This is a genomic window from Ruegeria sp. CDSA241, assembly GCF_059611265.1.
The window spans coordinates 113529-139061 of sequence record NZ_JBXWPF010000001.1; the positions used below are offsets into that span (position 1 = coordinate 113529).

Here is a 25533-nt window from a genome sequence, read left to right on the forward strand (position 1 = left end):
TGGGCCTGAATGGCCAAACAGACCGCTTATGCAAATCAAAGGTGGTCTGGTAGGAAACTGACGCCCCACTCTTGCGAATGGGAAGTCAGGTTTTTTCACTTAGGAAATTGGCGCGCAGCTTAAGGCGTTGTCCGCTGGGCTGCCGAGTTTGCATCACTAAAGTTGCTGCTGGTCGTGCCAGCCAAATTAGTCAGAATTGTCCCGCCGACGACAATCGCAACAAACAGCGCGATGCCATATTCAACCAGGGTGGCGCCACGCTCGTCTTTGCGCAGCTTCAGAAATACTTTGCGAATTCCATTCAACATTACTTGAACTCCAGACTGTTTTACCAAAGTGCGAAATCCCGCACTGACACGAGGAACACACCCCCGTTAACTAAATCGTTACCTATGAGGAGGTGCCGAAACCTCCCCACAAACGAAAAGAAATTCCCGCTTAGGGCGAATTTTCGATCATTTTGGGCGGAAATGCGTCAAATCGCGGACCGATTTACGGTGCGCGGCGGCAGATTTACCTGATCTCCCGTCAGAAAGAATCGACTGGTGAGAAGCTGCTCGGGGTCAATAAACCGGGCCCCGCGTCAAACGAGCAATCATTTGCAACCGATTGCAGCCGCCAGACTAACTGGCTTAGTATCACGACATGAAAATGTCTGTCATCCCAACTTTCTTCTGCAGGTACGAAACATGAGCGTCACCCTAAAAGACGTCGCAGCTCTGGCCGGGGTGTCGCGCTCTGCCGTGTCGCGCACCTTTACCGAGGGCGCCTCGGTTTCGGCAAAAACCCGAAGCAAGGTGGAAAAGGCCGCGGCGGAACTGGGTTACAGCCCAAACGCCCTGGCCTCGTCCCTGACCACGGGGCGGACAAAACTGATTGGGTTGATCTCGAACAACTTTCACAACCCGATTTTCCTTGAAGTGTTCGATCAGTTCACACGTGCCTTGCAAGAACGTGGATTACGCCCGTTGATCGTGAATCTGACGGATGAGACCGAGCCTGCCAATTCCGTTCGGATGCTGCGCCAGTATTCTGTTGACGCTGCCATCGTGGCCTCTTCGACCCTGCCGCCTAGTTTCGCCAAGGCGTTTCACGATGCCGGTGTTCCGGTTGTGCATACGTTCGGGCGCTCGGCGACCTCACCAGAGGTACATGTCGTCGGGATCGACAATGTCGAATGTGGTCGCATGGCAGCCCGCGAGCTAAAGGCGCGGGGTTATCGGCGCGTTGGATATTTAGGCGGGCCAAAAGATGCGACCTCGGCCATGGATCGCTATCAGGGCTTTATGGAAGAGGTCGAAAAGCACCCCGATCTTGAGGTGACATACTCTTTCGCCGGGGCCTATTCATTTGAGGCGGGGCGCGCTGAAATGCTGGATCTGCTAAAGGGTCAACCAGCCGAAAGCTATTTCTGCGGCGATGACATTCTGTCCGTCGGTGCGCTGTCCGCTCTGTCGGATCACGGGCTGAAACCGGGCAAGGATATCGGGATCATCGGCCTGAATGACATGGAGATGTCGCGTTGGGAAAGCGTGAATCTGACGACCATCCACCAACCGATCAAGCAAATCATCACCTCGTCTGTGGATCTGGTGGAAGAGATGCTGAAAGACCCCGAGCGTTATCCCGAGGCCCGCATTTTCCCCTGCCGCGTAGTCGAAAGGGGCACGCTGCGCCCCCGCACCTAGTCAGCGGAACATAGGGGGGCGCGCATCCTTCCAGGCTCCGTCTTCATTGCCCGACGCAACGGCAGCATGGACCGCTGCGATAGACCGCACCCCATCCGCTGCGCCTGGCAACCCGTCGCGGGTTTCGCCACGAATGGCATCGGCCAGATCGCAATAGATGTTGGCCACAGCCAAGGGAAACCCTTCAGGATGTGCGATGGCCACCCGCGACAGGCGCTGGGCGTCCTCGTACAAGCCACCTTCGCCCTTTTCAATGATCTGTGTGCGGCCGCCGACCGGTGTATAGAGCAACTGGTTGGGCTGTTCCGAGGTCCAGCGCAGACCGCCGGTTTCACCGAAGACCTGAATGTCGAACCCATGTTGGCGCCCGATCGCAACGGACGAAGTCCACAAGCGCCCGACGGTGCCACGCTCTGTCCGGAAGTTGACCATGGCATCATCCTCCAGCACGCGGCTTGATATGGTCGAGGCCATGTCGGCGGACAGCGACGTGACCTCATCATCGCAAATGAAGCTGGCCATATGCAGCGCGTGTATACCGCAATCCGCGAACTGCCCCGAGACACCGGCCATCGCCGGATCATACCGCCAGCGCACGCGCGGATTGTCGGCGTCAGTGGCATCCCCGTGGTGGCCGTGGCTGAAATTCGTCACGACCAGACGCACCTTGCCGATATCCCCGACCCTCACCATTGCACGTGCCTGGCGCACCATCGGATAAGCCGAATAGCAATAATTCACGGCGCATAGCTTGCCCGATGCTTCGGCGATGCGCACGATCTCTTCGCCTTCTTCCACGGTCATCGTCATCGGCTTTTCGCACAGAACGTTAAAACCCGCCTCGAGATAGGCCTTGGCAATTTCAAAATGGGTCGAGTTCGGTGTCGCGATTGTAACCAGATCGATGCGGTCGCTACGGTCTTTTTCACCGGCTAGCATCTCTTGCCAGTCGCCATAGGCGCGATCAGTTGCAACGCCCAGACGCTGTGCATATTCACGTCCCACGTCGGGGCGGTGGTCCAACGCTCCGGCAGCGAACTCAAACAGCCCATCGGCCTGTGCGCCAAGGCGGTGCGCAGGGCCAATCTGGCTGCCTTCACCGCCACCGATCATGCCCCATCTCAGCTTTGTCATGGTCTTAGTCTCTCTTTGGAAATTGGGTGGTGTGCTTTCAGAAATCGCTGATATCTGTCCATTGCCGCCCGTCTGACGATGCCAATGCAGCCGCCAGAACGCGGTTCACCTCGTGCCCATCGTGGAAGGTGGGCCAGATATTCTGCCCGGAATGGATGGCCTGCAGGAAATCCTTGGCCTCGATAATGATCTGATCCTGATATCCTGTCCCGTGGCCAGGGCCCTGGCAAAAGGGCTCGTAATCCGGATGCGCGGGGCCGGTCAGGATCTTGGTGAACCCGCGCGTGGCCTCGGGGCCTTCGCGGCGATACAGCCACAGGGCGTTCTGATCCTCTTGATCGAACCGGATCGCACCTTTGGTACCCGAGATCTCATAGGCGTAACCCATCTTGCGACCCGTTGCGACGCGGCTGAAATAAAGGTTTCCCATGACCCCGTTTTCAAAACGGCACATCATCTGCGCGTGATCATCATTGGTAACTTCGCCGCCGGGGCGATGCCGGTGCACCGTCTCCACATCGGCCATAACCTGAGTGATCGGCCCGATCAGCGCCAACGCACCATTCACCATATGCGGAGCAAGATCGCCGATGGTTCCATTGGCCATTCCCGTTGTGCGCCAGGTTGCCGGGGCCTCGGGGTCGGCATAGAAATCCTCAGTATGTTCGCCACGGAACCATGTGACCTGACCGATTTCCCCTTCAACAATAAGCTGACGCGCATATTGGCTGGCGGGCGTACGGATATAGTTGAACCCGACCATGTTGATTGCACCTGTGGCCTCGGCTGCCGCCACCATCGCGCGGCTGTCGTCCAAGGACGCCCCCAAGGGTTTTTCGCACAGCACCGGTTTACCAAGGGCAAACGCCGCCTCAGCGATTTGACGGTGTGTCGACTGAGGTGAGGCGATCACAATGGCCTCGACCTTTGGATCCTCGACCAACATGCGCCAGTCATCGGTGGCGCGCTGGAACCCGTAGGCGGCACGATAGACTTCCGCGCTTGCAGATGTCGAGGCACAGATCACCTCAAGTCGCGGGCGCAGCACGGTGTCGAACACCGCACCTACCGCTGACATCGCGACCGAGTGGGCCTTGCCCATATAGCCGCCGCCAACAATTCCAATTCCAATTTCAGGCATCTGCCGCGGCCTCGCACATATCATTTGCAACCGGTTGCAAAATCAGTATCGTGTGAATCGATTCAACGCAAGGATCAACACACCTTGCCGACCCTTTTCGCCGGAGGAAATGACTTGACCGCTTTGATGGACGGTATCAAAGGAAACCGCTTTGGCGTCTTGGGTCGTGCGGGCATGGACCTGTTTGCCGATCCCATCGGCGAGAAAAGTGAGGATGCCGACGCGTTCCGGGCCGATCTGGGCGGTTCATCGGCAAATATATGTGTGGGTCTGGTCAAGCTGGGCAGTCAAGCGTCGCTGATCACCTCGGTATCTGACGACGCGGTCGCGCGGTTCTGCCTGAACCGGCTGGCGCATTACGGCGTCGATACGTCCAACATACGGGTTGTAAGGGGCGAATACCGCATGTCGCTGGCAATCTACGAAAGCCGGACAGAAGATTTCCAGAATGTCATCTACCGCAATGGCGCAGTCGATTTCCAAGTCACCGAAGAGGATATGGACCAGGTCGATTTCAGCTCCTTCTCGGCTGTGATCTCGGCCGGAACCGTCTTTGCGGCCGAGCCTTCGCGCAGCGCCACATTCCGGGCCATCGACACGGCCCGTAAGGCCGGTGTGCCCGTAATATTTGACATAGACTATCGCCCTTACAGTTGGCCCTCACCCGAAGTCGCGTCCGAGGTCCTGTCCCGCGCCGGTGACGCCAGTGATCTGATCGTAGGCAATGACGAAGAATTCGGTTTCATGGCGGGCGGGATAAACAAAGGGTTTGCCAAGGCGCAGGAACTGGCGGCCAAACCAGGCCGCGTGGTGATCTATAAAATGGGTGAAAAAGGCGCCATCACGCTGATGGGCGGGCAGGAATTTCAGACAGGCATCTATCCGGTGACTGCCGTCAAGCCGAATGGCGCAGGTGACAGTTTCATGGCCGGGTTACTGGCCTCGGTTGCAGCGGGGTACTCGCTGAAGGACGCGGTGATGCGCGGTTCGGCCTGCGCCTCGATCGTCGTGTCTCAACCCGGCTGCGCGCCCGCGATGCCGACCACCGAACAGCTGGACGCGTTTCTGGCCACCCATCCCGGCCCCACGGCATAGGAGATCCCAATGCATATCGCCCCCTATGACAACCAGAACAAACCCATCGTGGATGTCGATGACCCAATGGTGCCCCTGAACTATTTCAACATCGTCAAACTGAAACAGGGCGAGGCGTTCGAATATCAAGTGCCGGGGTATGAGACCTGCATCGTCCCGGCCACAGGTACGGTCGATGTGGATGTCGAAGGCGTGCAATTTGCCATGCTGGGCAACCGAGGAGAGGATGTCTGGGATGGAGAGCCAGAGGGCGTTTATGCACCTGTTGGCGCGAAGGTGCAGATCGTCTGCATCTCGGATCATTCCGAAGTCTTCATCGCAGGCGCCAGATACGACAAGGTTTTGGACCCGTTCGATGTCCGCCAGCACGATCTGGTGCAATACGGCAGCGACGACACCAAAACCCACCGCAAGATCAAGCACATCCTGGGCCAGAAACAGCATGACAAGGTGGGCCGTCTGCTGGTGAGTGAGCTGTTCACCGTGGGTCAGGGCGGCTGGTCGGGATTTCCCAGCCACAAACACGATACCAACCGCCTGCCGGATGAGACCCGCCATGACGAGACCTATAATTTCCGTTTCAAACCCAACTGGGGCTCTGGCCTGCAGATGCTGCAGCGCGAGGATAACGAACCGGGCGACGCCTATCATATCATGGACGGATCGACCGTCTGTATCGACAAGGGTTATCACCCCTGCTGCGTCCTGCCGGGGTATGAGATGTATTATTTCACGATCCTCGGCGGCCTGACCCAACGCTCGCTAGTCCAGTATTTCCAACCCACCCATGCCTATCAGATCGAAACCATACCGGGCATCAAAGACATGATTGCAAAATTCAAATGACCCTCGCCACACTGAAAGACGTTCTGCAACCGGCTTATGAACAAGGCTATGCCGTGGGCGGCCTGGTCACGTTAGGATGGGAGGATATGCGCGCCTATGTGGCCGGAGCCGAGGCCGAAAACGCGCCTCTGATCCTGCAGGCCGGACCCAGTTGCCGCGAGCACACACCCCTGCCCATTCTGGGCAAGATGTTCCGCTATCTGGCCGAAAACGCCTCTATCCCCGTCGTCGCCCACCTGGACCATGGGTACACGTTCGAGGACTGCAAAATCGCGTTGGACAGCGGCTTTACCTCGCTGATGTTCGACGGGTCGCGTAAGCCATTGCAGCAAAACATCGATGAGACGGCGGCCATTGCCGAAATGGCCCATGCGGCAGGGATTTCATGCGAGGGAGAGATCGGCTTTGTGGGGTATTCCGGTGGCGAAGGCTCAAATGGTACCGACCCCGAGGAAGCCGCGAAGTTTGCACGCGAAAGCGGCGTCGACGCGATGGCGATTTCGGTTGGCAATGTTCACTTGCAGCAAAACAAAGAAGGTGGCCTGGATGAGGCGCGTATCGCCGAAATCGATGCCGTGACCGAAGTGCCTTTGGTCATTCATGGCGGGTCCGGTGTGCCGGTAGAGCAGCGTATGAAGCTGGCGCGCGAGACCTCGATCTGCAAGTTCAATATCGGGACCGAGCTGCGTATGGCATTCGGAAATGCCATGCGTGAAGCCGTCAATCGTGATCCTGAACGGTTTGACCGCGTCACGATCCTGAAGGAAACGCACGACCCAGTTGAGGCTGCTGCCCGCACCGTGATCCGTGCCTTTGGCGCCCCGCCGCAGCATTAGGGCGTCAAGTTACCAGTCGGTCGGGAGCGCACCGTCAAGCGGCATCACCTCAGATCGAGCCGCCTTCGACCATGAAATTCCCCGCGCTGCACATGGCCGCGTCGTCCGAGGCCAGAAACAGGACCATGCGCGCCACATAGATCGGCTCAATCGGGTCCGGGAGACATTGACGATCCACCTGCTTGGCCAGCGCCTCGGGTGTCACCCATAACTCTTTTTGCCTCTCCGTCATGATCCAGCCCGGAACTACCGTGTTCACCCTGATGCGATGGTCGCCCAGCTCGCGCGCCATGGTGCGGGTCAGGCCGTGAACGGCAGATTTGGCGGTGGCATAGGCCGGGAACCCCGCCCCGCATTCCCACCAGGAATTCGAGCCTAGGTTGACGATGGCCCCCTTGCCCTTAGCGATCATGCCCGGGGCCACCGACTGGATGGCAAAGAACATATGGCGGATATTGGTTGCCATTCGGTCATCCCAATACTCCGGCGTTACCTCGCGCCAGTCGTGGCGTTCGTCATGGGCAGCGTTGTTGACCAGAACATCCGCCTCGCCCAGCGCGGCGACCAGCCGCTCGAAGGCGGCCTGCAATGCCTCAATGTCGCGCAAATCGCATTGGGCAAAGGCATGCTGCCCATCCAGTTCTGCCAGCAGCGCTTGGCCCGCATCTGCGTTCAGATCAACAAACCCGACCCTGGCCCCCTGGGCGGCAAAGGCGCGAACCGTTTCGGCGCCGATCCCCCCGGCCCCGCCGGTGATAAAAACTGTTTTTCCCGCAAGACCGGGGTAATTCGCAAAATTCGCGCTCATGCGTCACGCTCCATGATCCATTCAACTTCGGGGGCGGCAACAAAGCGCCATTTCCGCAATGGGCCGGCCATGACGTTCAGATAGTACATCTCAAACCCATAGGGCGCACCGCAGGGATGATGCCCGCGCGGGACGATCACGACATCGCCATCAGATACAGCCATAGCCTCGTCCAGATCGCCATCATCGGTATAGACCCGCTGAATGCCGAACCCGTTCGAGGGGTTCAAACGGTGGTAATAGGTCTCTTCCAGATAGGTTATGCGAGGAAAGTCATCCTCATCATGGCGATGGCTGGGGTAGGAGGACCAGTGGCCATTGGGCGTGAAGACCTCAGTCACCAGCAGGCTGTCAGCGACGTCTTCGGCCTCCATCGCGATATTGTTGATATAGCGGGTATTCACACCCTTCCCGCGTTCGGTCAGTGTGATGCCACCCGGCCCGATCCGTCGCGCCGGGTGGCCACCTGTGCCGGGAGCCGAACACACGGCCACAACACAATCGGTTTCCGCCACGGCCTGCCAATCGGTTCCGTTGGGCAGGTACAGACAATGCGGCGGCGTCTTTTCAAAGACATCCATGCGGTCACCCAGCACACCCCAATCCTGCCCGGCCCCGGTGATATGCGCCTTGCCCTCGACCATGACCAGTATGACCTCATTGTCACCGGTTTCTTCGGTCGCCCTGTCGCCTGCGCGTAGGTGGTAAAGACCGAACCCGACATAGCGCCATCCCGCAGAGGCAGGGGTGATGTCATGCACCTTGCCATAGGGGCCGCGTGGTTTCCTGAGCAGGTTGGCCATGGGGCCTCCTTTCTGGGCGCGCTGGCCCGGTTCGTAACGTCAGGCGGATTGTCGGGTTTTCAACGCCGAAAGTGCCGAGGTCAGTTGCTCTGACGTCCATTCTTCGGCGACCGCACGCCGCAAGATATCCGCCTGGCTTTCCGGAGCATTACCGCCAATCGGGGGATCTGTGTCCAGATTTGTCGGAAACGGATAGCCTTCGGCAGTCGCCGCGATGGCCGCGTCCAGCTCGGACCCAGTCAGCTCGCCGCTTCGCTTCAAGGCCACCAGTGACGGCAGTACGGCCTGCGCCATGGACCGGCGGTCGATGGCCTCCATCGCACGACCAAAAGCGGATGAGATCTGCAACAAGTTCGCCATACGGTCGATATCCGTGCTGCGGTTCTCGCCGGCCGAGTGGAACAGTGCGGGGTTGAAGAACACCGCGTCGCCTTTGTTCAACGGCACCTGAACATAGCTCTTCTCAAAGTGGTCCCTGTGCGCGGGGTCGTGAAAGCCAATATATCCGGCTGGATATAGCTGTGAAAACGGCAACAGTTTGGTGGGCCCGCTTTCCACCGGCATGTCACAATGTGCCACTGCCCCCTGCAAGGTCAGCGCCGCCGTCAGCAGATGTGCATGCACCGGGTACCGGGCAGCGCTTTCAGCGGTCTGAAAGCCCAGATGGTAGTCCCTATGCGCCTGCTGTGCCTTACCGCCGGGGCGGACCTGATTGACCTGAGCCGTGACCTGATAGTTCGGCCCCAGCCATGCCTCGCCGGCGGTGGCAACAGCAGCGTTGCCGAAGTATTTTGAGAAACCTTCCGGATCGCGCAGGCAGTGCTTTTGCAGCGCATTCCAGATCCGGTCATTCGCACCCGAGGCGGCAAAATGATCACCCTCGCCTTCGCCGCTTTGGCGTTCCTCGTCGATGATCTGCCGAAAAACCTCGGTCGCCCGGTCGATCACCGACAGATCCTGATAGGCCCCTTTCAGCGCGATCACCCCGGCGGATTGGTTCAGCACATGGCCCCATTCCGCCATCAAAGCGCGCCGTTGCCCTGTATCTTCCAGCGCGAGACGCAGGGCATTCATGTCATAGACGGGGACGTTCTTTTCGATCATCGCGGCCTGCGGAACCATGTCCGAGGTCAGTTTCCGAGAGGTCAACACCTTGAATTCGTCCAGATCACAGGATTCCCGGTCAAAATACCCGACATATCCAATTCTTTGACTTACCATGATTTTCTCCTTCTTCATGGCCTTGGTGTTGCCCCTTGGGGCGGTTTGTTAGTTGGTGATCTCCAATCTTGCCTGAGCGCAGACATCGACAATGTGGTCGTAACCCATCTCGGAATACTCTTGGGGTGGGGCCTTGGCGGGGTCCTGTTCGGCCTCGACCACGATCCAGCCGCTATAACCCATAGATTTCAACGCATTCGCCACGGCTTGAAAATCAATGCAACCATCACCAGGCACGGTGAACGCGCCCGCGACGACAGCATCCAGGAAACTGCGGTTATTCTCGCGCACATCCTGGACAACGGCCGGGCGGATGTCCTTGAAATGCACATGGCGCACCCGGTCGCCCCACCGATTGAGCGTCGCCATTACATTGCCCCCACCAAACAGCAAGTGGCCGGTATCAAAGCACAAGCCAACCTCGGGGCCCGACCCTTCCATCAACCAGTTCACATCCTCTTCGCTTTCGATAATCGTGCCCATGTGGTGGTGATAGGCCATCGGCATGCCCTGATCAGCCATCCATTTGGCCAGCTCGGTGATTTTGGCGGCATAGGCCAACACCTCATCCCGGGATAGTTTCACCCGGTCATTAACCGCGACCCCGATCTGCCCCTGCACGGTGTTCGAACATTCGGCATAGACGATGCACGGGCTGTCGAGCGCTACGAATTGTTCGACCTGCGCGCGCACGGCCTCGCGCTCGGTGGCAAAATCGTTAACCAGAGAAGCCCCAGAACACCAACCGCCACACAGGACGATATCATTGGTGTCGAGATAGGCGCGCAGACCTTCGGTATCGCCGGGCATCCGCTGACCGCGTTCGACGCCGGTATAGCCGATCTCGCGCGCCTCTTTCAGGGCCTGTTCCATCGTGTAAGCCGCGGTCAGGTCCGGCAGATCATCGTTCTGCCAGGCAATCGGAGAGATGCCGATCTTCACGCTCATTTCGTGTTTCTTTCCTTGATGGCAACCTCATAGGCTGCGCGCTTTTCATTCACTTCCGGGCGGATGCTGACCTCGGGCACGGCCACTTCCCACCAGGTGCCGCCATATTCGGTCGACGGGTACGGATCGGTGTCTATGACGACCACATAGGGGCCGGTGACCTCGCCACGTTTGGCCAATGCCTGCTCCAGCTCAACGATCGAGCCCACCTTGACCGAGGTCGCCCCCATCGCCGCCGCATGCGCAGCGAAGTCTATGGCCGAGGGCGTTTCGTGCACCGCATGATCCAGCAGATTGTTAAACTCGGCTCCGCCAGTGCCCATTTGCAGACGGTTGATGCAGCCAAAGCCCCGATTGTCGGTGATCACCACGGTGAAAGAGACCCCCATCATCGCCGCCGTCGCCATTTCCGAGTTTGCCATCATATAGGTGCCGTCACCGGTAAAGCAGATCACGTCGCGATCGGGCTGGGCCATCTTGATCCCCATTGCACCGGCGATCTCGTAGCCCATGCAACTGAACCCGTATTCCATGTGATAGGCACCGGGGCGGGGCGCTTTCCACAGTTTGTGCAGCTCACCCGGCATGGTGCCCGCGGCGCACATGACCACAGTGTTATTGTCCGAGGCGCGTTGTACCGCACCCACCACCTGCATATCCGTAGGCAACGCGTTTCCATCACCGGGCGCGTCGGTCAGTGCATCCACCTTGCCAAACCAATCTGCCTTCAGCGTGTCCGCCACCGGGTCGGCCCGGTAGCCGTGCAAGGCTTCGCCAAGTTCCTCTAACCCGACACGCGCATCGCTTTGCAGCGGCATTGCGCCGTGTTTTTCGGCGTCATAGGCGGCTGTGTTCAGGCAGATCATCTCGCGGTTCGGATTGGAAAACAGCCCCCAGGACCCGGTGGTAAAGTCCTGCAACCGCGTCCCAACAGCAAGCACCAGATCGGCCTCGGCGCAGGTGGCGTTGGCCGGTTCACCACCGGTTACACCAACCGGGCCAAGGTTCAACGGATGATCCCAGGCCAGCGCCGATTTCCCGGCCTGCGTCTCGGTGATCGGGATATTGTGGGATTCCACAAAGCTCTGCAGCACATCCGTCGCTCCGGAGTAATGCACGCCACCTCCGGAAACGATAACGGGACGTTTGGCTGATCTGATCGCAGCCACCGCACGGGCCAACTCCGCCTCATCCGGGCGAATGCGGCGCTGATACCAGACCCTCGGCTCGAAGAAACTCTCGGGATAGTCATAGGCTTCGGCCTGAACATCCTGGCAAAAGGCCAACGTCACAGGCCCGCAATCGGCCGGATCGGTCATGGTGCGAAAGGCACGAGGCAAGGCCGTCAACAGATGTTCAGGCCGCGAGATGCGATCATAGTACCGGCTGACCGGGCGAAAACAGTCATTGGCACTAACCGTACCATCACCAAAGCTTTCGATCTGTTGCAACACAGGGTCAGGCCCGCGGGTGGCAAACACATCGCCGGGGATAATCAGAACCGGCAACCTATTCACATGCGCCAACGCCGCCGCGGTGACCATATTGGTCGCCCCCGGTCCAATGGATGAGGTCACCGCCATCGCCCGCATCCGCCGCGTCTGCTTGGCATAGGCAATCGCGCAATGTGCCATTGTCTGTTCATTTTGCCCGCGATAGGTTGGCAGGCTGTCTTTCGCGCCGTGCAGCGCTTCGCCCAGCCCGGCCACATTGCCATGGCCAAAAATGGCCCAGACACCGGCGATAAAGGGCTCGCCCGCTTCGTTCATCTGCGCGCCCAGATAGCGCACCAAAGCTTGCGCTGCGGTCAGTCGGACTGTGTTGCCCATAGTGATACCTTTCAACACAAGGCCATCTCGGCCATTCCTGCAATTTCGAAATTAGCGGGCCTGTGGCCCAGACGGGGGAACGGTTAAACCGTTCCGCCCAAAGAGCCTTCCAGCTGGGCCATTTCCTGACCTCCGGCCATCAGGTCCTGCAATTCCTCGGGTGTGATCTCTCCACGTGTGGCCGTGCCCAGCGTCTTGCCACGATTGAGCACGGTAAAGCGATCACCCACTGCCAGCGCATGGCGCACGTTATGGCTGATAAACACCACACCCACGCCCTGATTACGCACCTTGTCGATGGTTGCCAAAACATTCGATGTCTGACGTACCCCAAGTGCCGAGGTCGGCTCATCAAGGATCAAAACCTTGGCCCCGAAGTAAACCGCCCGGGCAATGGCAACCGTCTGACGCTCGCCCCCTGACAGGGTTCCAACGGCCTGATCCGGCCCGCGCAGATTGATACCCATCTTGCGCATCTCGGCCATACAGACCTCATTGGCCTGGTCGATATCGAACCGTTTCAGCAATCCCTTGCCCTTGGTCGGTTCGCGACCCATGAAGAAATTCCGCGTCACACTCATCAGCGGGATCATCGCCAGATCCTGAAACACGGTCGCAATGCCCGCCTCCATCGCATCGCGTGGCGTGTCAAACTGCAGCGGTTTGCCTTCGAAAAAGATCTCGCCCTTGGTGGGTTTGTGAACTCCGGACATGGTCTTGATGAAGGTCGACTTTCCGGCACCGTTGTCGCCCAGCAGGCAGTGGCATTCGCCAGGCCTGACGTCAAAGCTGACGCCTGCCAGGGCAATAATGTTACCAAAGTGCTTTTCGATATTCTTCATTTGCACGATCGGCGCGACATCCTTTACCGCATCCCCGTGATGGAACTTGCTGTCTTCAGTCATATCAGCGCTCCCCGGTTACGCGTTTGCGGATGGCGTTGTTGAACAATACCGCGATCAGAAGCATTGCGCCCAAGAACACCTGGAACCAGTCCTGATCGAAATCCGTGTAAGTCAGCCCGATGACCACCATGCCAAAGATGATCGCGCCAAAGAACGCCCCGATGGCCGATCCATAGCCGCCGGTCAGCAGACAGCCCCCGATCACCGCCGCAATGATGGCCTCAAACTCTTTCTGGAAGCCACGGCGCGCATCGGTCGATCCCGCGTCGATCACGGTGATGATTGCAACCAGCGCCGCGCAACAGGCGGTTAGCATGAACAAAGAAACTTTGATACGGCTCACCGGCACACCAGAATTCGACGCCGCATTACTGTCGCCACCGGCGGCAAAAATCCAGTTTCCAGCTGGGGTCCGCAGCAAAACATAGGTCGCCGCTAGGGCCAGAACGATAAACCACAAAATCTCGACCGGAATGCCCGGTACTTTCGGCGCCCCGTTTTTGAATGTGTCGATCAATCCGTTTGCAGCCAGCCAGGCAAACAAACCGGCAAAAGCTTCGCCCGAGAAGAACGGGGCCAGCCAGTCGTTTTCGACTACGTCGCGCACGCCACGCAGCTGGGTTGACCCCCCAGTGGCTGCTTTGAGACCCACCAGTGAGAGACCGCGCAGAATGAAAAGGAAAGCCAGAGTTACAATAAAAGAAGGCAAACCCGACCGTATGACGATATTGCCGTTCACCGCCCCAACAAAGGCCGCAAAAACAAATGTCATTGGGATCGCAATGATCAGAGGTAACTGCCAAGTCACCACGCAGACACCAAAGAACAGGCCTGCAAAGGCAACCATCGAACCGATCGACAGGTCAAACTCACCCCCGATCATCAGCAGCGCCGCTCCGATAGCCAGGATACCCAGCTGTGCCGCGGGCGTCATGAAGTTCATAACTCCAGCCAGCGTGAACATGGAATCGTCTGCCGTGAGCGCGAAGAAAATGACCACCAGTACCACACCGGCCATGGCACCAAGCTCTGGACGTTTCATCAGCTTGGCCAGAAACGGTTCTTTCTTTACGCGTTCGTCCGTAGTGACGGGCGCTGACTCACTCATGTTTCCCTCCCAATTCGGTTGAAACGGCGCACCTGGCGCCGTTTCTGTTTTTCACTGTCCCAAACGGATCAGCGGATACCCTGTGCCGACAGGTCGATAACCTGGGCTGCCTTGTCCTGTGTGATCAGGTTCGGACCCGATGGCACGTTGCCACCTGGCATCAGACCGTATTTGGCATGCAGGCCCATGAAGTTCACAGACAGATAGCCCTGCAGATACTGCTGCTGGTCGATGGCAAATGCCGCATCTCCATCGGCGATGGACTGCAGGAAGTTCGCAGACAGGTCGAACGAGGCCACGTTCACATCACGGCCCGATGCTTTCACAGCCGCTACCGTGGGTTCACCAGCCGAACTTGCACCCAGCGCCATGACTGTGTCGACAGCGTCATTCGCGGCCAGAGCGGCCGAGACCTTCGCTTCGATTTCTGAAGGATCGTTCGAGGTCGGCAGAACTTCGACGCTGCCACCAAAGCCTTCGGCAAAACCGGCGCAACGCAGGTCAAGCGCCACATTTCCGACTTCGTGGTTCACACAGATCGCATTTGCGCCACCCATCGAAGCCAGCTTTTCGCCTGCGGCCTTGCCCGCATCAAACTCGTCCTGACCGACATGCAGCAATGCGCCCAGCTGTTTGGACACGTCCGAACCCGAGTTGATCGAGATCACCGGAATTCCGGCAGCAACAGCACGTTCGATTGACGGGCCAAGTGCATCGGCATCCGGGATCGAGACAATCAACCCGTCCGGTTCTTGGTTCACGGCGGCGTCGATCAGCTGTGACATCGCAACCATGTCAAAGGTCTCGGGTGCGCGGTATTCCACGTTCACGCCGACATCCTTGCCCGCTTGCTCAACGCCGTTTTTCACGACGTTCCAGAAGGCGTCATTGGCCTGACCATGAGACACAACGACGATCTCCTGCGCGAATGCAGGCGTGGCCATCGCCAGTGCACCAGCTGCCAGTGCGCCTTTAAAGAAATTATTCATATGGTTTCTCCTCCCGTTTGAACAGTGTGTTGGGGTCTTGGCCCCAATCTTCCGATTAAACCGAATCTTCTTCGCCCCGATCCGGGGCGAAGCTGCCCCAAGTTTCCGCATATCCGATCATTTTGCAACCGGTTTCAAAACTTTGGCCAAAACCATCGACTGTCCGGACTGCGCAGAACGGGTTGCGGCCTCGGCCATAGCAAGCGCGGCGACACCGTCGTCCAGAGTTACAGGCACCCCTGATCCAGAATTTACTGACCTAACGAATGCATCCCATTCGGCGCGATAGGCAGACATGTAGCGTTCAAGGAAAAAGTAAGTCGGCTTGGCACCGGTCACGCCATTCGAAGTTGACTTAACCACTGAGTTTTCAAGGATATTTTGCGCCTGAAGCATCCCTTCTGATCCCAGCAGTTCAACCCTCTGATCATACCCATAAGCCGCACGCCGAGAGTTTTTGATCACAGCGATCCGGCCATCTGCATAAGTCATTGTCACGACCGCCGTGTCCACATCACCTACGGCACCGATTTCGGGGTCAACAACCGATGTGCCCACTGCCGAGATTACTTCCGGCAGGTCACCCATCAGGAAGTTCGCCATGTCGAAATCATGAATCATCATGTCCCGAAACAGCCCTCCTGATACTTTGACATAGCTCACCGGTGGCGGCGCTGGGTCGAAAGATGTAATGGACAACAACTCGGCCTTGCCGACCTCACCAGCCTCAAACGCAGCCTTCAAAGCAGCAAAATTCGGGTCGAATCGACGATTGAAACCGACCATGACAGGTTGGCCGGTGGCTTTTGCAACGGAAAGACAGGCAAAAGCCCTCTCAAGGCTCAAATCAACCGGCTTCTCGCACAATACCGCTTTCCCGGCTTGGGTGGCCGCTTCGATCAGGTCGGAATGCGTATCCGTCGGCGTGGCGATCAGCACTGCATTTATCGAAGGATCGGAAATAATCTCTTGTGACTGTCGTGCATTGGCCCCGAATTCCTCAGCCAAACGCGCCGAAGCTTCGGGCAGTGCATCAGACACTGCGCTCAGTTCGCTGTAAGGATGCGCCGCAATAGCCTGCGCGTGAACACGCCCAATGCGCCCAGCCCCCAGCAATCCTACTTTTAGCATCCCGCGCCCCCGAATCCCTTTTTTCGACACCACAATGATTCTCTTTGCAACCGGTTGCAAGAATTATTTCACAGCTACGCGAATTCACCCTTGTTTTCGGGTACTCGGCAAGTGTGCCCACTGCAGCTGCGGCCGTCCAATTCACAAATAAACAGTAACTGGCGCCTCTGACTTAGAATGCAAGCGAAAGGCCGCGCGTCACTCTGAAATCACCTTATCTGGGAAACGCACATCGGCACTGTCAACACCTGTCCAGGCCTACCCTGCTATGGCTTGGATTCATTTTGGTTAACATAAAACCACGCAAGTGTTACACTCGGCGCATTATTAGATTCCAAGATTTATTTGCAGTTTGAGGTATTGTTATGGCCACAAGAATCCGCAAAAACGTTTGGACCCTGCCAGCCAACGACGAAACTCTGATCTGGTATGAGCGTGCTGTCGAAGTTCTCTGGGACCGAGATCTGGAAAACCCGACATCGTGGTTTTTCATGGGCGCAGTTCATGGGCAGCCGCAGAATTTTCCGGACATTCCCGGTTCCGGACAATTCTGGAACCAATGCCAGCACCAAAGCTGGTTCTTCCTGCCCTGGCACCGCGGATATATCACCGCATTTGAGGCCGTCGTCGGCAAAGCCGTCGCCGATCTGGGCGGGCCGCAGGATTGGGCGCTGCCTTATTGGGACTATTCCCAACCCCTGTCAGAAAACCCGAATGCGCGCCGCCTTCCTGTGGCGTTCCGTGAGCCGACCAAGTCAGACGGCACGCGCAACTTCCTGTTTTCCCGCCGACGTGTAGTGGTGAATGGAGATTTCGGATTTCCGGACGACGTGGTGTCGCTGGATGCGTTGGATCATGAAGATTTCACCAATGATACGCCCGGCTTCTCATCAGGGTTTGGTGGCCCGCAAACCGGGTTTCACCCCGGCGGTGGGGACAATGGCGCATTGGAAAGCACGCCCCATAACGATATACACGTTTGGATTGGGGGCTCTGGCGGTTTTATGGCAAATCCGGCCACTGCGGCCTTTGATCCGATTTTCTGGCTGCACCATTGCAACATTGATCGGCTATGGGAAGTCTGGCGCAACGCCGACCCGAGCCATGTCGCCCCACCCTCGCCACTGTGGCGCACGGGCCAGACATTCTCGATGCATGATGGCGATGGCGCGGCATTCACCTTCAACAGCGAAGAAATGCTGGACAGCACAAGCGTCCTGCACGGGTTTCAATATGACGGCGTTCCACCAGCAGTAGAACCCGCCATTCCAGCAGAGGAGTTCGTCATGGCAGGCAAGGAACCCGAGCTTGCCGGCGCAAGCGAAGCTCCGGTCAAGTTGCGTGGTGCAATGACCACTGCCGGCGTAAAGCTCGACACTTCAGTCGCGTTGATTTCCGGCGCCGAGGCCCCCGGCACCACCCGGCGCGTTCACCTGCATCTTGAGGGGATCAAGGGCCGTGGCATGCCCGGATCTTACCGCGTCATGCTGGATCTTCCGGATGACGCTTTGCCGCCAGCGATTATCGGCACCTTGTCGCCGTTTGGCCTTGAACAGGCAAGCAACCCGGACGGCCCACATGGCGGCAACGGCCTTGCGGTGACTTACGAGATCACAAAGCTGGCCTTTGCACTGGGGCTGAGCCAAGGCGACGCCAACAGGTTGCAAATCCGGTTTCAACGGATGTTTGATGACAGCGAGGCCTTTGGCCAAGTACCAGGGTTGGAACAGATCGCCCCAACAGAACAGCAGCCAGACATTGAGATCGGCCGCATAAACCTTTATTTCGACTGATCGCCCATGGCGTCGGCTACCGGAATAGATCGCCCTCGCCTGTTTGGACGGGCCGATATCGAAATACGCACGACACTTGGCGTGGCCGCGCTTGCATGGCTTTGGCTTGCTTTGGTGCCCGCGCCCTCATTGCATTGGCCGGCGATGGTTCTGGCGATGATGCTTCCAACGCTTGTTCCGCAGATCGCACATGTCCGCGCGCGCAGCTTCGCAGATCGAAGATCACGCGCGGCACTTCTGTTTGTTCTGCCATATCTGTTGGCCTGGCTGGTCGCAGGCGCGCTTGCTGCGTTTCTTCTGGCGCCGGTTCTGCACCAAACCGTGTTTGCACCGTTGGCTTGCCTGTGCGCCGCAGCATGGCAGTTCAGCCCGCAAAAACGCAGCGCATTAAGGAAATGCCACAGCCGTCCGGTCCTGGCCGCCTTTGGTCCTAGTGCCGACCGCGATGTGCTGATCTTTGGGCTGACCTATGCGCGCGATTGCATCACCTCTTGCTTGCCGATGATGCTTGTCATGCTAGGGACCCATGACTTTGCCGTCATGATCTTTTTGACTGTGATCATCCTGTCGGAGCGCGCCGTTCTTCGCCCCGACCCCCGCGCCAGCGCATTCGCCCTGTTGCTGACCGCGCTGGCGCTTACGGCGTTGGCCCATGCGCCCCACCATCTTTTGCTTTTGTATAAGGATATTTGCCATGCAGGAATATGACGCCCTAACAAGGTCCGATGTCTCGCTCGACGGCGATCCGCTAGTCATTGAAGTGGTCTCGGATACACCGCAATCGTTGTCGGCTATTCAAGAACGTGTGGGTAGTGCACTTCCTGATGTTGCCACCAGTACCCAAGCGGTCTTCGACGCAGATGCGGATCGATTTTTCTTTGTTGAATTCCCCGAGATCGATCCAAAAGGCCAAGAGCGTGAGGTTTTTGCATTTGGCCGTGCCCTCCGTATGGCGCTGGACGTAGCCGAGGCCAACCCGGTCTTGCCAGACAGCCTGTACGGGGCTGCACATGTGGGTACGGAAAGCTTTCTCAGTTTCTGCGAAACCAAGCGCGACAACTCTCGGCCCTATGGCTGGCACCACAAACGGATCAAGACACCGCTGGCCTGGCAGCACACCCGGGGTCAGGGCAGCAAGGTCGCGGTGATCGACACGGGCTATTCCGACCATAGCGAACTGGCGGGCGTGATTGAAACCAACGGCATGTGGAATTTTGTCGAAGGGAACGGGGATGCGCGTGACCGGTTTTCAGGCGGCGTCCTTAAACATCCTGGTCATGGCACGCTTGTCACCTCGGTCGTCGGATCGCGGGGCGGGGCCGATATGAATGGCGATACCACCTCGCCGGGGGCGATAACCGGTACGGCCCCTGCGGCCAAGGTTCTGCCAATCCGGGCGATCAAATCGGTGATCGACATGACACAGCTGCGTATTCCTGCGGCAATCTCTCATGCGGTCAACCAAAACGCCGATGTCATCGTGATGGCGCTTGGCGGGCCGGTGCGGGTCTCTTCAACCGAACAGGCGCTGCGCAATGCGGTACAGGCCGGACTGGTCATCGTCTGCGCCGCGGGCAACTGTTATCCGAACGTGGTCTTTCCCGCCGCCTATGCATCACTGGAAATCTGCACAGCGGTCGCTGCACTGCAGCCCGACAGACGCCCCTGGCGCAAAACTGGGCGTGGCCCCGAGGTCAGCTTTTCGGCCTATGGCGAAAACGTTTGGGGCGCGGCCAAGAACAAGGCGACCGACCCAAACTCGGGTATCCGCGCCAGCCAGGGCACCACGCTTGCCACCTCGATGACAGGCGGTGTCGCTGCACTTTGGGTCGCGCATCACGGCGGTCGGGCGGCGCTGTTGCAAAAGGCCCAGAATGCAGGAACAACCGTTCAGGCGATGTGGTTGCACTGTGCCAAACACGGGATGAACAAGCCAGCCGTCTGGAACGGGGCCACCGATCTTGGCGCGGGCATCATCAACGCTCAGGCGGTCCTGGACGCGCCGCTACCCACAGGCGCCGAAAGCCCGGCGGCACCCGATCCGAATGCGACCCCAACATTGAACATTCTGGTCTCGCATCTTGCGGGAACAGACAGCACCGCCGCCGGAGAGGTTACCCCTGACATGGCCGATTACGCCAATGAGATCATCTGGCTCAGCTATCGCCGTGGGGCCCGCAAACGCATCGCCGAAAGCGATGGTGGGGCCGAGGCCATGGTTGGCGAAGACGCCCCGACCTCGGGTCTGTACACCGCATTGTCGGACAAACCGGCCCTCAGCGCCTATTTGGGCATCGGATAAGCCACGGATGGTGAACGCAGCGCATATCCGGATTGCGATCCGAAAGCATGAGCCGATTGTGCGTCATGCATTGACCGCGCTGTTTCCCGACCCTGATGACCCGGTGAACTATGAGGCCGTCGAAGAAAGTGTAGACGAAGATATCGGAGAAACGCTTGCTGATGTCTTGCTGGAAATTCTGGTCGACGCTGCGAAGGTCAAGCAGTTCCTCAATTTTCTGCGCGCGCGCGGCGCCGACCCTGTGCCGCGCGACCGTAACCTGATTTTTGCCGAAAACATCGCTCGGTTTGACGGCACCCTGATCGGCACACCGGCAAATAATTCGTTCGACTTTGCCGCATTGGGCGATTTTGCCCCGCGCGCGGAAAGCTTTCGCTGTCAGATCTGGATCAACAACACATTCGAAGGATCCGGCGCGTTTGTGGCCCCAAACCTAGTGCTGACCGCAGCCCATGTTCTGGACCCGCTAAACGCCGTGCCCGCCGGGGTCGACCCTCGGCTTGAAATACTGGCCTCGGACGAAAAGCGGTACCGGGCAAAATGCGTAAAGCTCTGGCCCTATCACGACAGTGAAAAGGCCGGGAACCTGCCGCCGGGCGATGAGGTGGATATCGCGCTGCTGCGGATATTCCTGCCGCTGGGGCATACCTATGGCAGTGTCGATGTGACCGGCGATCCCCCCGATTTTGAGGGTGCAGACCTGTTCACATTGGTCCACTACCCCGAAGGTGTCACCAAGGGGTTCATGCCCGGCAAAGTGCACCGAGAACCTGGCGCCAAGCGGTTCCCTCATGACATCGACACATCCGGCGGGTCATCGGGTGGCCCCGGTTTTGACAGCCAGTTCAGGTTTCTGGGCATCCACCAGGGCAAATGGGAGACGACCAAACGGCTTGTCCCTTTCGAGCAGTTCCACGATGACCCCGACTTCCAAGATCTGATCAACAAGAACTCGAACCAGCGGGACATGTGGTCGCTGAGCCGCGACATTGACGGAACCATCATCATCGGCCGCAACCAATTCGTAACCGGCCTTGCCCATATGCTGGATCATCCCAAATCCAAACTGCGTGGGATCTGGATCAGGCGCGAGGATACGACGTCTATTCGCGGTCTCGGATTCAGCTATGACATGCTGGAATCCTATCTGCTGATGCAAGAAGCACCTAACGCCGCGCCGCAACATCGTTGCATTCGTTTGGGGCCGACCCTGAATACGGACGATTTACTTGCTGATCTAGCCGAGAAGGTCAACGGGACCGTCGCCTCGCCAGACGCTGCTGCTGGAACAACCGCCGCCCAGACCACCGATGTTGCATTCGAGGGCAGCCGCGCGGAGACCCTGATTGCGGACATGGACCTGGCCGCCCAAACCGCAGGGCAAACATGGTGGATCTATTTCGACAACCCGCCCGAAGGGCTCTCACCACGTGCCCAGGTACAGTTCGAGCACATCGCCAAATGCTTGCCCACATCCGAGAACCTGCGCCTGATCCTCGCAGGCTATGAGACCTATCGCCTGTCGCCCCTGCGTTTTGCCAATGTCGGCGCTGTCGACGGCGCGCAGCGCAGCGGCCTATTGGTGGAAGAGCTGGGACCATTCACACGTAGCGATGTTGAGGCTACAATTCACAGCATGATCACTTCGCTTGACCCGGCAAAAGAGCTGACACCGGCTGCTCGACGGGCAATGGTGGACTCTGCTCTGGCCGGGTTGAGCCCTGACAACACAGGTGAATTCGATGGCGAACATCTGGAAACCGTTGTCACCCGTGTTCGCCAAGAGGCCAAACGCTTTCTGGAGATAGAAGGATGAACGAGGCGCAGGAAGAACTCCGTTCGCGCCTGTTGCGCGCCGCCGCCCTTCGCGGGGCATTTGAACCACGGCAGCTTATGCGCGAGGTGCTGAGCGAAGATGAGTACCGCAACCGGGTGCTACGGGCCCGGCTGATGTCATCCCTGCGCGAGTTGAGCCATGTTGATAAGTCGGGCAGCTCTACGAAATGGATACTGCGCCTGACTGCACGACATCGCGAATTATCCGGGATCGAAGAGTTCGACTCGGCGGCAACGCAGACCGAGATCGTGCAGGCTCTGTCGGGACGAGAAGGTTTCGCACCGAGCGCTTTGGATCACCTTATCGAGGCGGAAACAGATGAACAAAACCTGTCGCAGCACCTTGTCACGTTAGAGCGTGCAGGCCAAAAAGCGCCGGGATATGACCGCCTGTTCAGGCTGCGCAGCCGATTGAACCTGCTCAGACGCGAGCGCCGATCAAAAGAGCGCCTAGGTGAGAAATTCGTGGGGCGAGTCAGCGAAATCGACATGATTCAACGCTGGATCGACCATCCGTTGCGCCATGCCCCTTTGAAAACCCTGCATATCGAAGGTCAGTACGGAATCGGCAAATCCTACCTTCTGGAACGCATCATCCAGATCACCGGCGAACGCGACGACGTCATCCTGATCCGGCTGGATTTCGATCAGCCCTCATTGCAGACCGGTCCGATCTTTGAAGAGGTCTCGCGCCAGATCGGCACCGCGATACCACAGGCGGCGCCCGATTTGCGCAGATTGCGGCTGCGCTATTCCGAACAGGTCACCCGAGAGATCTACGAAAGCTCGGACCTTACACCGCGTCAGTTGATCCGGGCGATGATCAATGCGGTGGCTGATGCCGGTCTGCGCCTGGTTATCCTGCTGGATACGCTTGAAGTTCTGGATGGTCAGGGCGCTACTTTCGTGAACAACCTGATGAGCGATCTGGACCGTTTTGTGGAAAAGGAACAGATCGAAGTATCGATCATCTCTGCCGGTCGCGGGCCGATTTTCGGCGATGATCACCCAAGACGGGGCGAATACATCAAGCTCGACCAGATCGAAGACGAGTTGGTCAATCAAACGCTGGATGAGGCCGGAATCCCCGAGGAATTCCGCGATCAGATCATTTTGCGCTGTCAGGGCAACCCGTTGAAATTGCGGCTGTTGATTGACGAGGTGCAGACCGAGGGCCGATTGGCCGAAGTCTCCGAAGACGAGAATGACCCGATTGCTGCAGGCATCGTAAACCGGGCCGTCACATCGCGCCTGCCCGTGCATCTGCGCGGCATTGCCAATTACGGCATGGTTCTTAGCGAGATAAACGCCGACAATCTGAACGGCATCGTCGCACCGGCGCTTGGGCTGGGCGACCTCAGCGACGAAGCAGGCACAATCGTCGCGGATCTTGGTCTGCAATCCTGGCTGATGGACGCCGCCACCGAAGGTCAACTGACCCATAAGGCCGATATGCGGCGGGACCTGTTGGAACCGACCTACAGCCAAAGCCCCATCGAAACCGCGCAGGTCAACCGCGCGGCCTGTGCGTATTACGCCGACCGCGATCCGCTGCTGTTCCTGTACCATTCGCTTCAGCTTATGCGCGTCGGAGAAGCCGCGCCAAGCATCGACCCCTCATTGGCCGAACGCTTCCCCGAACATCTTCTGACCGAGCTGCCAATCGACGCGCAGGACCTGATCCGTCAGGCACGCGGCCAGCGTTCGGCCCCGGTGCAAAAGACCGAGCAGCGGGAATACAGCGCAGCCGGGCTGGACAGCGGTTCCGATCTGCCCCCATCGAAACTGGTACAAATTTCCCCAAAAGCGGCCACTGCACGGGCGCAGATTATCAAAAGCCGCGGATATGTCGCCTCACCGGATGAGCGCGCTGTCAATGACCTGCGCGCGATGTTGGAACAGGGCCAGCGTCGCGAAGCGACCCATATCATCCGCGAGGGGCTGCGGGGCGCCTATGATCCGGCAAGCGAGGTTGGTATCCTGATCCTGTGCCACAACTGGCAAAGCGGTCATTGGTCCATGGCACGTGATCTGTTCAACCTTCTGCCCGAAGACACAGTGCTAAGGCAAATGCACGAGCGGCCCGAGCTGGAAGGCCGCATCCTGCTGGAGGTATTGGGGGAGTTCCGGTTCAGACAGTTGATCGAGAACCTGCACGACAAGGAATTCCACGAAGTCGCGTTGCGCGTTGTGAACCGATCATCCCGGATTGGAATGCAGTCCGCAGCGCTGGAATTCGCACTTATCGCAATGGGCATGAGCTTTGAGGGGGATCATGAGGTTCTGGGCCTGATCGCCCCCTATCTGGATCACGGCCCGCGTGAACTAACCTATGAAAGACTGCGCTTCGCGGGGGGTATCCGTCAGGAATTCGGGTTGGAGTATTCGGAACCAGACATGCCCAACCCAGACTTACCGACGGATGATTACGGGCTCGCCCTGGCCCCGTTGAACCCCTATTTCGACCGGATGCTGGCACTTGTCGACGAGTTTCAGGTGAGCGGCCGGGGTCGTGTTCTGAGCGATTTGTCCAACCTTGCCACCGGCCTGTATGAGGCGGCTGACATCTTTGCCCCGGGCCTGCAGGGGATCGATGACGCAATGGCCCAGATGTCCGACCGGCCCACCGACGTGCTGTCATTGCTGCGCGCCATGGGCCTGACCTCGGACTGGGCCGAAGGATACAGCTTTTACCACCCGATTCCCGATCTCCCAACGCTTGCGCGTGCGGCCAGACGTTGGCAGCAGGTCATCGGCGGCTATTGGGCCTTCCCGTCGCCCCCGCCTCCGGAATGGAATTCCTCTCGGAAATGGAGCGACCTGACGTCCAGCCGAACCCTCGAGCTTTTGGAACGTGGCAGTCATGGCCTGGCAGACCGTGTTCTTAGCTTTTGGGCGGACCCATTGAACGAAGGGCGCAAGAAAACCACTCAGACCCTGCAACGCCGTCTGGCGAGTGTTGCCAAAGGGCTTACCCAGGGGTCAGGACCCGAGGCCATCCTGGGTCGGCTGACCAAAAGCCGGGCGCCGGTGGTGTTTCACCCGGCGCTGGCCATGCTTGTCGAAACCGGGATGCGGCCAGATTACCTCGATCCCAAAGGTCAGACCGATTGACTTAGA

The 25533-nt window shown here is 58.5% G+C and carries 21 protein-coding genes; 9 read left to right on the forward strand and 12 right to left on the reverse strand.

Going from position 1 to position 25533, the window contains the following annotated elements:
• Positions 1 to 119: 119 nt before the first annotated feature.
• On the reverse strand, positions 120 to 308 hold the full coding sequence (locus AC2FJV_RS00570) for a Flp family type IVb pilin (RefSeq protein ID WP_271948255.1): 189 nt from the start codon (positions 306 to 308) through the stop codon (positions 120 to 122).
• A 381-nt stretch (positions 309 to 689) separates the two neighbouring features.
• On the opposite strand from AC2FJV_RS00570, the gene AC2FJV_RS00575 reads away from it, so the two are divergent.
• Positions 690 to 1688 carry a LacI family DNA-binding transcriptional regulator gene (locus AC2FJV_RS00575; RefSeq protein ID WP_496693635.1) on the forward strand — a complete coding sequence of 333 codons (999 nt, stop codon included), beginning with the start codon at positions 690 to 692 and terminating at the stop codon, positions 1686 to 1688.
• On the opposite strand, the gene AC2FJV_RS00580 is transcribed toward AC2FJV_RS00575, so the two are convergent.
• Both AC2FJV_RS00580 and AC2FJV_RS00585 read right to left on the reverse strand, forming a co-directional pair.
• Complete coding sequence (locus AC2FJV_RS00580) at positions 1689 to 2822, reverse strand: Gfo/Idh/MocA family protein (RefSeq protein ID WP_496693634.1); 1134 nt, start codon at positions 2820 to 2822, stop codon at positions 1689 to 1691.
• A gap of 37 nt (positions 2823 to 2859) precedes the next feature.
• Positions 2860 to 3963 (reverse strand): Gfo/Idh/MocA family protein, encoded by a 1104-nt coding sequence (locus AC2FJV_RS00585; RefSeq protein ID WP_496693633.1) that lies wholly within the window; start codon positions 3961 to 3963, stop codon positions 2860 to 2862.
• A gap of 126 nt (positions 3964 to 4089) precedes the next feature.
• Here AC2FJV_RS00585 and iolC point away from each other — a divergent pair, with 126 nt between their 5' ends.
• The 3 genes from iolC to AC2FJV_RS00600 are packed head-to-tail and all read left to right on the forward strand — an operon-like array spanning position 4090 to position 6740.
• The gene (gene iolC / locus AC2FJV_RS00590) at positions 4090 to 5058 is read left to right on the forward strand and encodes a 5-dehydro-2-deoxygluconokinase (RefSeq protein ID WP_496689155.1); all 969 of its coding nucleotides are present in this window, start codon (positions 4090 to 4092) and stop codon (positions 5056 to 5058) included.
• 9 nt (positions 5059 to 5067) lie between these two features.
• Positions 5068 to 5904 carry a 5-deoxy-glucuronate isomerase gene (locus AC2FJV_RS00595; protein WP_496712062.1) on the forward strand — a complete coding sequence of 279 codons (837 nt, stop codon included), beginning with the start codon at positions 5068 to 5070 and terminating at the stop codon, positions 5902 to 5904.
• Positions 5901 to 6740, forward strand: a complete 840-nt coding sequence (locus AC2FJV_RS00600; protein WP_496688856.1) for a class II fructose-bisphosphate aldolase — start codon at positions 5901 to 5903, stop codon at positions 6738 to 6740. Before AC2FJV_RS00595 ends, AC2FJV_RS00600 begins: the two co-directional genes overlap by 4 nt.
• Positions 6741 to 6789: 49 nt before the next feature.
• Here AC2FJV_RS00600 and AC2FJV_RS00605 read toward each other — a convergent pair whose 3' ends face one another.
• From AC2FJV_RS00605 to iolG, 9 genes are all read right to left on the reverse strand, one after another.
• Positions 6790 to 7548 carry an SDR family NAD(P)-dependent oxidoreductase gene (locus AC2FJV_RS00605; protein ID WP_496688858.1) on the reverse strand — a complete coding sequence of 253 codons (759 nt, stop codon included), beginning with the start codon at positions 7546 to 7548 and terminating at the stop codon, positions 6790 to 6792.
• Positions 7545 to 8351: a 5-deoxy-glucuronate isomerase gene (gene iolB, locus AC2FJV_RS00610; RefSeq protein WP_281972475.1), complete on the reverse strand. Its 807-nt coding sequence runs from the start codon at positions 8349 to 8351 to the stop codon at positions 7545 to 7547. The genes AC2FJV_RS00605 and iolB overlap by 4 nt, the downstream gene beginning before the upstream one ends.
• Positions 8352 to 8390: 39 nt before the next feature.
• Positions 8391 to 9572 carry a phytanoyl-CoA dioxygenase family protein gene (locus AC2FJV_RS00615; protein WP_496712064.1) on the reverse strand — a complete coding sequence of 394 codons (1182 nt, stop codon included), beginning with the start codon at positions 9570 to 9572 and terminating at the stop codon, positions 8391 to 8393.
• A 48-nt stretch (positions 9573 to 9620) separates the two neighbouring features.
• Complete coding sequence (gene iolE, locus AC2FJV_RS00620; protein ID WP_496712066.1) at positions 9621 to 10520, reverse strand: myo-inosose-2 dehydratase; 900 nt, start codon at positions 10518 to 10520, stop codon at positions 9621 to 9623.
• On the reverse strand, positions 10517 to 12349 hold the full coding sequence (iolD, locus tag AC2FJV_RS00625) for a 3D-(3,5/4)-trihydroxycyclohexane-1,2-dione acylhydrolase (decyclizing) (RefSeq protein ID WP_496693679.1): 1833 nt from the start codon (positions 12347 to 12349) through the stop codon (positions 10517 to 10519). Before iolD ends, iolE begins: the two co-directional genes overlap by 4 nt.
• 83 nt (positions 12350 to 12432) lie before the next feature.
• Positions 12433 to 13254 carry an ATP-binding cassette domain-containing protein gene (locus AC2FJV_RS00630; protein WP_142635708.1) on the reverse strand — a complete coding sequence of 274 codons (822 nt, stop codon included), beginning with the start codon at positions 13252 to 13254 and terminating at the stop codon, positions 12433 to 12435.
• Position 13255: 1 nt separating this feature from the next.
• On the reverse strand, positions 13256 to 14362 hold the full coding sequence (locus AC2FJV_RS00635; RefSeq protein ID WP_496712068.1) for an ABC transporter permease: 1107 nt from the start codon (positions 14360 to 14362) through the stop codon (positions 13256 to 13258).
• 68 nt (positions 14363 to 14430) lie between these two features.
• The gene (locus AC2FJV_RS00640; RefSeq protein ID WP_142635704.1) at positions 14431 to 15351 is read right to left on the reverse strand and encodes a sugar ABC transporter substrate-binding protein; all 921 of its coding nucleotides are present in this window, start codon (positions 15349 to 15351) and stop codon (positions 14431 to 14433) included.
• 117 nt (positions 15352 to 15468) lie between these two features.
• Positions 15469 to 16482, reverse strand: a complete 1014-nt coding sequence (gene iolG, locus AC2FJV_RS00645; protein WP_496712070.1) for an inositol 2-dehydrogenase — start codon at positions 16480 to 16482, stop codon at positions 15469 to 15471.
• Between the two features lie 365 nt (positions 16483 to 16847).
• Between iolG and AC2FJV_RS00650 the strand changes: the two genes are divergently transcribed.
• Genes AC2FJV_RS00650 through AC2FJV_RS00670 form a run of 5 tightly spaced genes read left to right on the forward strand, consistent with a single transcriptional unit; the run spans position 16848 to position 25527 of the window.
• On the forward strand, positions 16848 to 18275 hold the full coding sequence (locus AC2FJV_RS00650; protein WP_496712072.1) for a tyrosinase family protein: 1428 nt from the start codon (positions 16848 to 16850) through the stop codon (positions 18273 to 18275).
• A 6-nt stretch (positions 18276 to 18281) separates the two neighbouring features.
• Positions 18282 to 18983 (forward strand): copper chaperone, encoded by a 702-nt coding sequence (locus AC2FJV_RS00655; protein WP_496712074.1) that lies wholly within the window; start codon positions 18282 to 18284, stop codon positions 18981 to 18983.
• The gene (locus AC2FJV_RS00660; protein ID WP_496712077.1) at positions 18970 to 20577 is read left to right on the forward strand and encodes a S8 family peptidase; all 1608 of its coding nucleotides are present in this window, start codon (positions 18970 to 18972) and stop codon (positions 20575 to 20577) included. Before AC2FJV_RS00655 ends, AC2FJV_RS00660 begins: the two co-directional genes overlap by 14 nt.
• Positions 20578 to 20584: 7 nt before the next feature.
• A complete protein-coding gene (locus AC2FJV_RS00665; RefSeq protein WP_496693630.1) occupies positions 20585 to 22393 on the forward strand; it encodes a S1 family peptidase in 1809 nt (602 codons plus the stop codon).
• Positions 22390 to 25527, forward strand: coding sequence for an ATP-binding protein (locus tag AC2FJV_RS00670; protein WP_496693629.1), 3138 nt, complete (start codon positions 22390 to 22392; stop codon positions 25525 to 25527). Before AC2FJV_RS00665 ends, AC2FJV_RS00670 begins: the two co-directional genes overlap by 4 nt.
• The last annotated feature ends 6 nt before the right edge of the window (positions 25528 to 25533 follow it).

What these genes read in the sequence shown, in the direction of transcription:
- AC2FJV_RS00570 (WP_271948255.1), bottom strand. Translation starts at nt 308, where the DNA reads ATGTTGAATGGAATTCGCAAAGTATTTCTGAAGCTGCGCAAAGACGAG.
- AC2FJV_RS00575 (WP_496693635.1), top strand. Translation starts at nt 690, where the DNA reads ATGAGCGTCACCCTAAAAGACGTCGCAGCTCTGGCCGGGGTGTCGCGC.
- AC2FJV_RS00580 (WP_496693634.1), bottom strand. Translation starts at nt 2,822, where the DNA reads ATGACAAAGCTGAGATGGGGCATGATCGGTGGCGGTGAAGGCAGCCAG.
- AC2FJV_RS00585 (WP_496693633.1), bottom strand. Translation starts at nt 3,963, where the DNA reads ATGCCTGAAATTGGAATTGGAATTGTTGGCGGCGGCTATATGGGCAAG.
- iolC (WP_496689155.1), top strand. Translation starts at nt 4,090, where the DNA reads ATGGACGGTATCAAAGGAAACCGCTTTGGCGTCTTGGGTCGTGCGGGC.
- AC2FJV_RS00595 (WP_496712062.1), top strand. Translation starts at nt 5,068, where the DNA reads ATGCATATCGCCCCCTATGACAACCAGAACAAACCCATCGTGGATGTC.
- AC2FJV_RS00600 (WP_496688856.1), top strand. Translation starts at nt 5,901, where the DNA reads ATGACCCTCGCCACACTGAAAGACGTTCTGCAACCGGCTTATGAACAA.
- AC2FJV_RS00605 (WP_496688858.1), bottom strand. Translation starts at nt 7,548, where the DNA reads ATGAGCGCGAATTTTGCGAATTACCCCGGTCTTGCGGGAAAAACAGTT.
- iolB (WP_281972475.1), bottom strand. Translation starts at nt 8,351, where the DNA reads ATGGCCAACCTGCTCAGGAAACCACGCGGCCCCTATGGCAAGGTGCAT.
- AC2FJV_RS00615 (WP_496712064.1), bottom strand. Translation starts at nt 9,572, where the DNA reads ATGGTAAGTCAAAGAATTGGATATGTCGGGTATTTTGACCGGGAATCC.
- iolE (WP_496712066.1), bottom strand. Translation starts at nt 10,520, where the DNA reads ATGAGCGTGAAGATCGGCATCTCTCCGATTGCCTGGCAGAACGATGAT.
- iolD (WP_496693679.1), bottom strand. Translation starts at nt 12,349, where the DNA reads ATGGGCAACACAGTCCGACTGACCGCAGCGCAAGCTTTGGTGCGCTAT.
- AC2FJV_RS00630 (WP_142635708.1), bottom strand. Translation starts at nt 13,254, where the DNA reads ATGACTGAAGACAGCAAGTTCCATCACGGGGATGCGGTAAAGGATGTC.
- AC2FJV_RS00635 (WP_496712068.1), bottom strand. Translation starts at nt 14,362, where the DNA reads ATGAGTGAGTCAGCGCCCGTCACTACGGACGAACGCGTAAAGAAAGAA.
- AC2FJV_RS00640 (WP_142635704.1), bottom strand. Translation starts at nt 15,351, where the DNA reads ATGAATAATTTCTTTAAAGGCGCACTGGCAGCTGGTGCACTGGCGATG.
- iolG (WP_496712070.1), bottom strand. Translation starts at nt 16,482, where the DNA reads ATGCTAAAAGTAGGATTGCTGGGGGCTGGGCGCATTGGGCGTGTTCAC.
- AC2FJV_RS00650 (WP_496712072.1), top strand. Translation starts at nt 16,848, where the DNA reads ATGGCCACAAGAATCCGCAAAAACGTTTGGACCCTGCCAGCCAACGAC.
- AC2FJV_RS00655 (WP_496712074.1), top strand. Translation starts at nt 18,282, where the DNA reads ATGGCGTCGGCTACCGGAATAGATCGCCCTCGCCTGTTTGGACGGGCC.
- AC2FJV_RS00660 (WP_496712077.1), top strand. Translation starts at nt 18,970, where the DNA reads ATGCAGGAATATGACGCCCTAACAAGGTCCGATGTCTCGCTCGACGGC.
- AC2FJV_RS00665 (WP_496693630.1), top strand. Translation starts at nt 20,585, where the DNA reads ATGGTGAACGCAGCGCATATCCGGATTGCGATCCGAAAGCATGAGCCG.
- AC2FJV_RS00670 (WP_496693629.1), top strand. Translation starts at nt 22,390, where the DNA reads ATGAACGAGGCGCAGGAAGAACTCCGTTCGCGCCTGTTGCGCGCCGCC.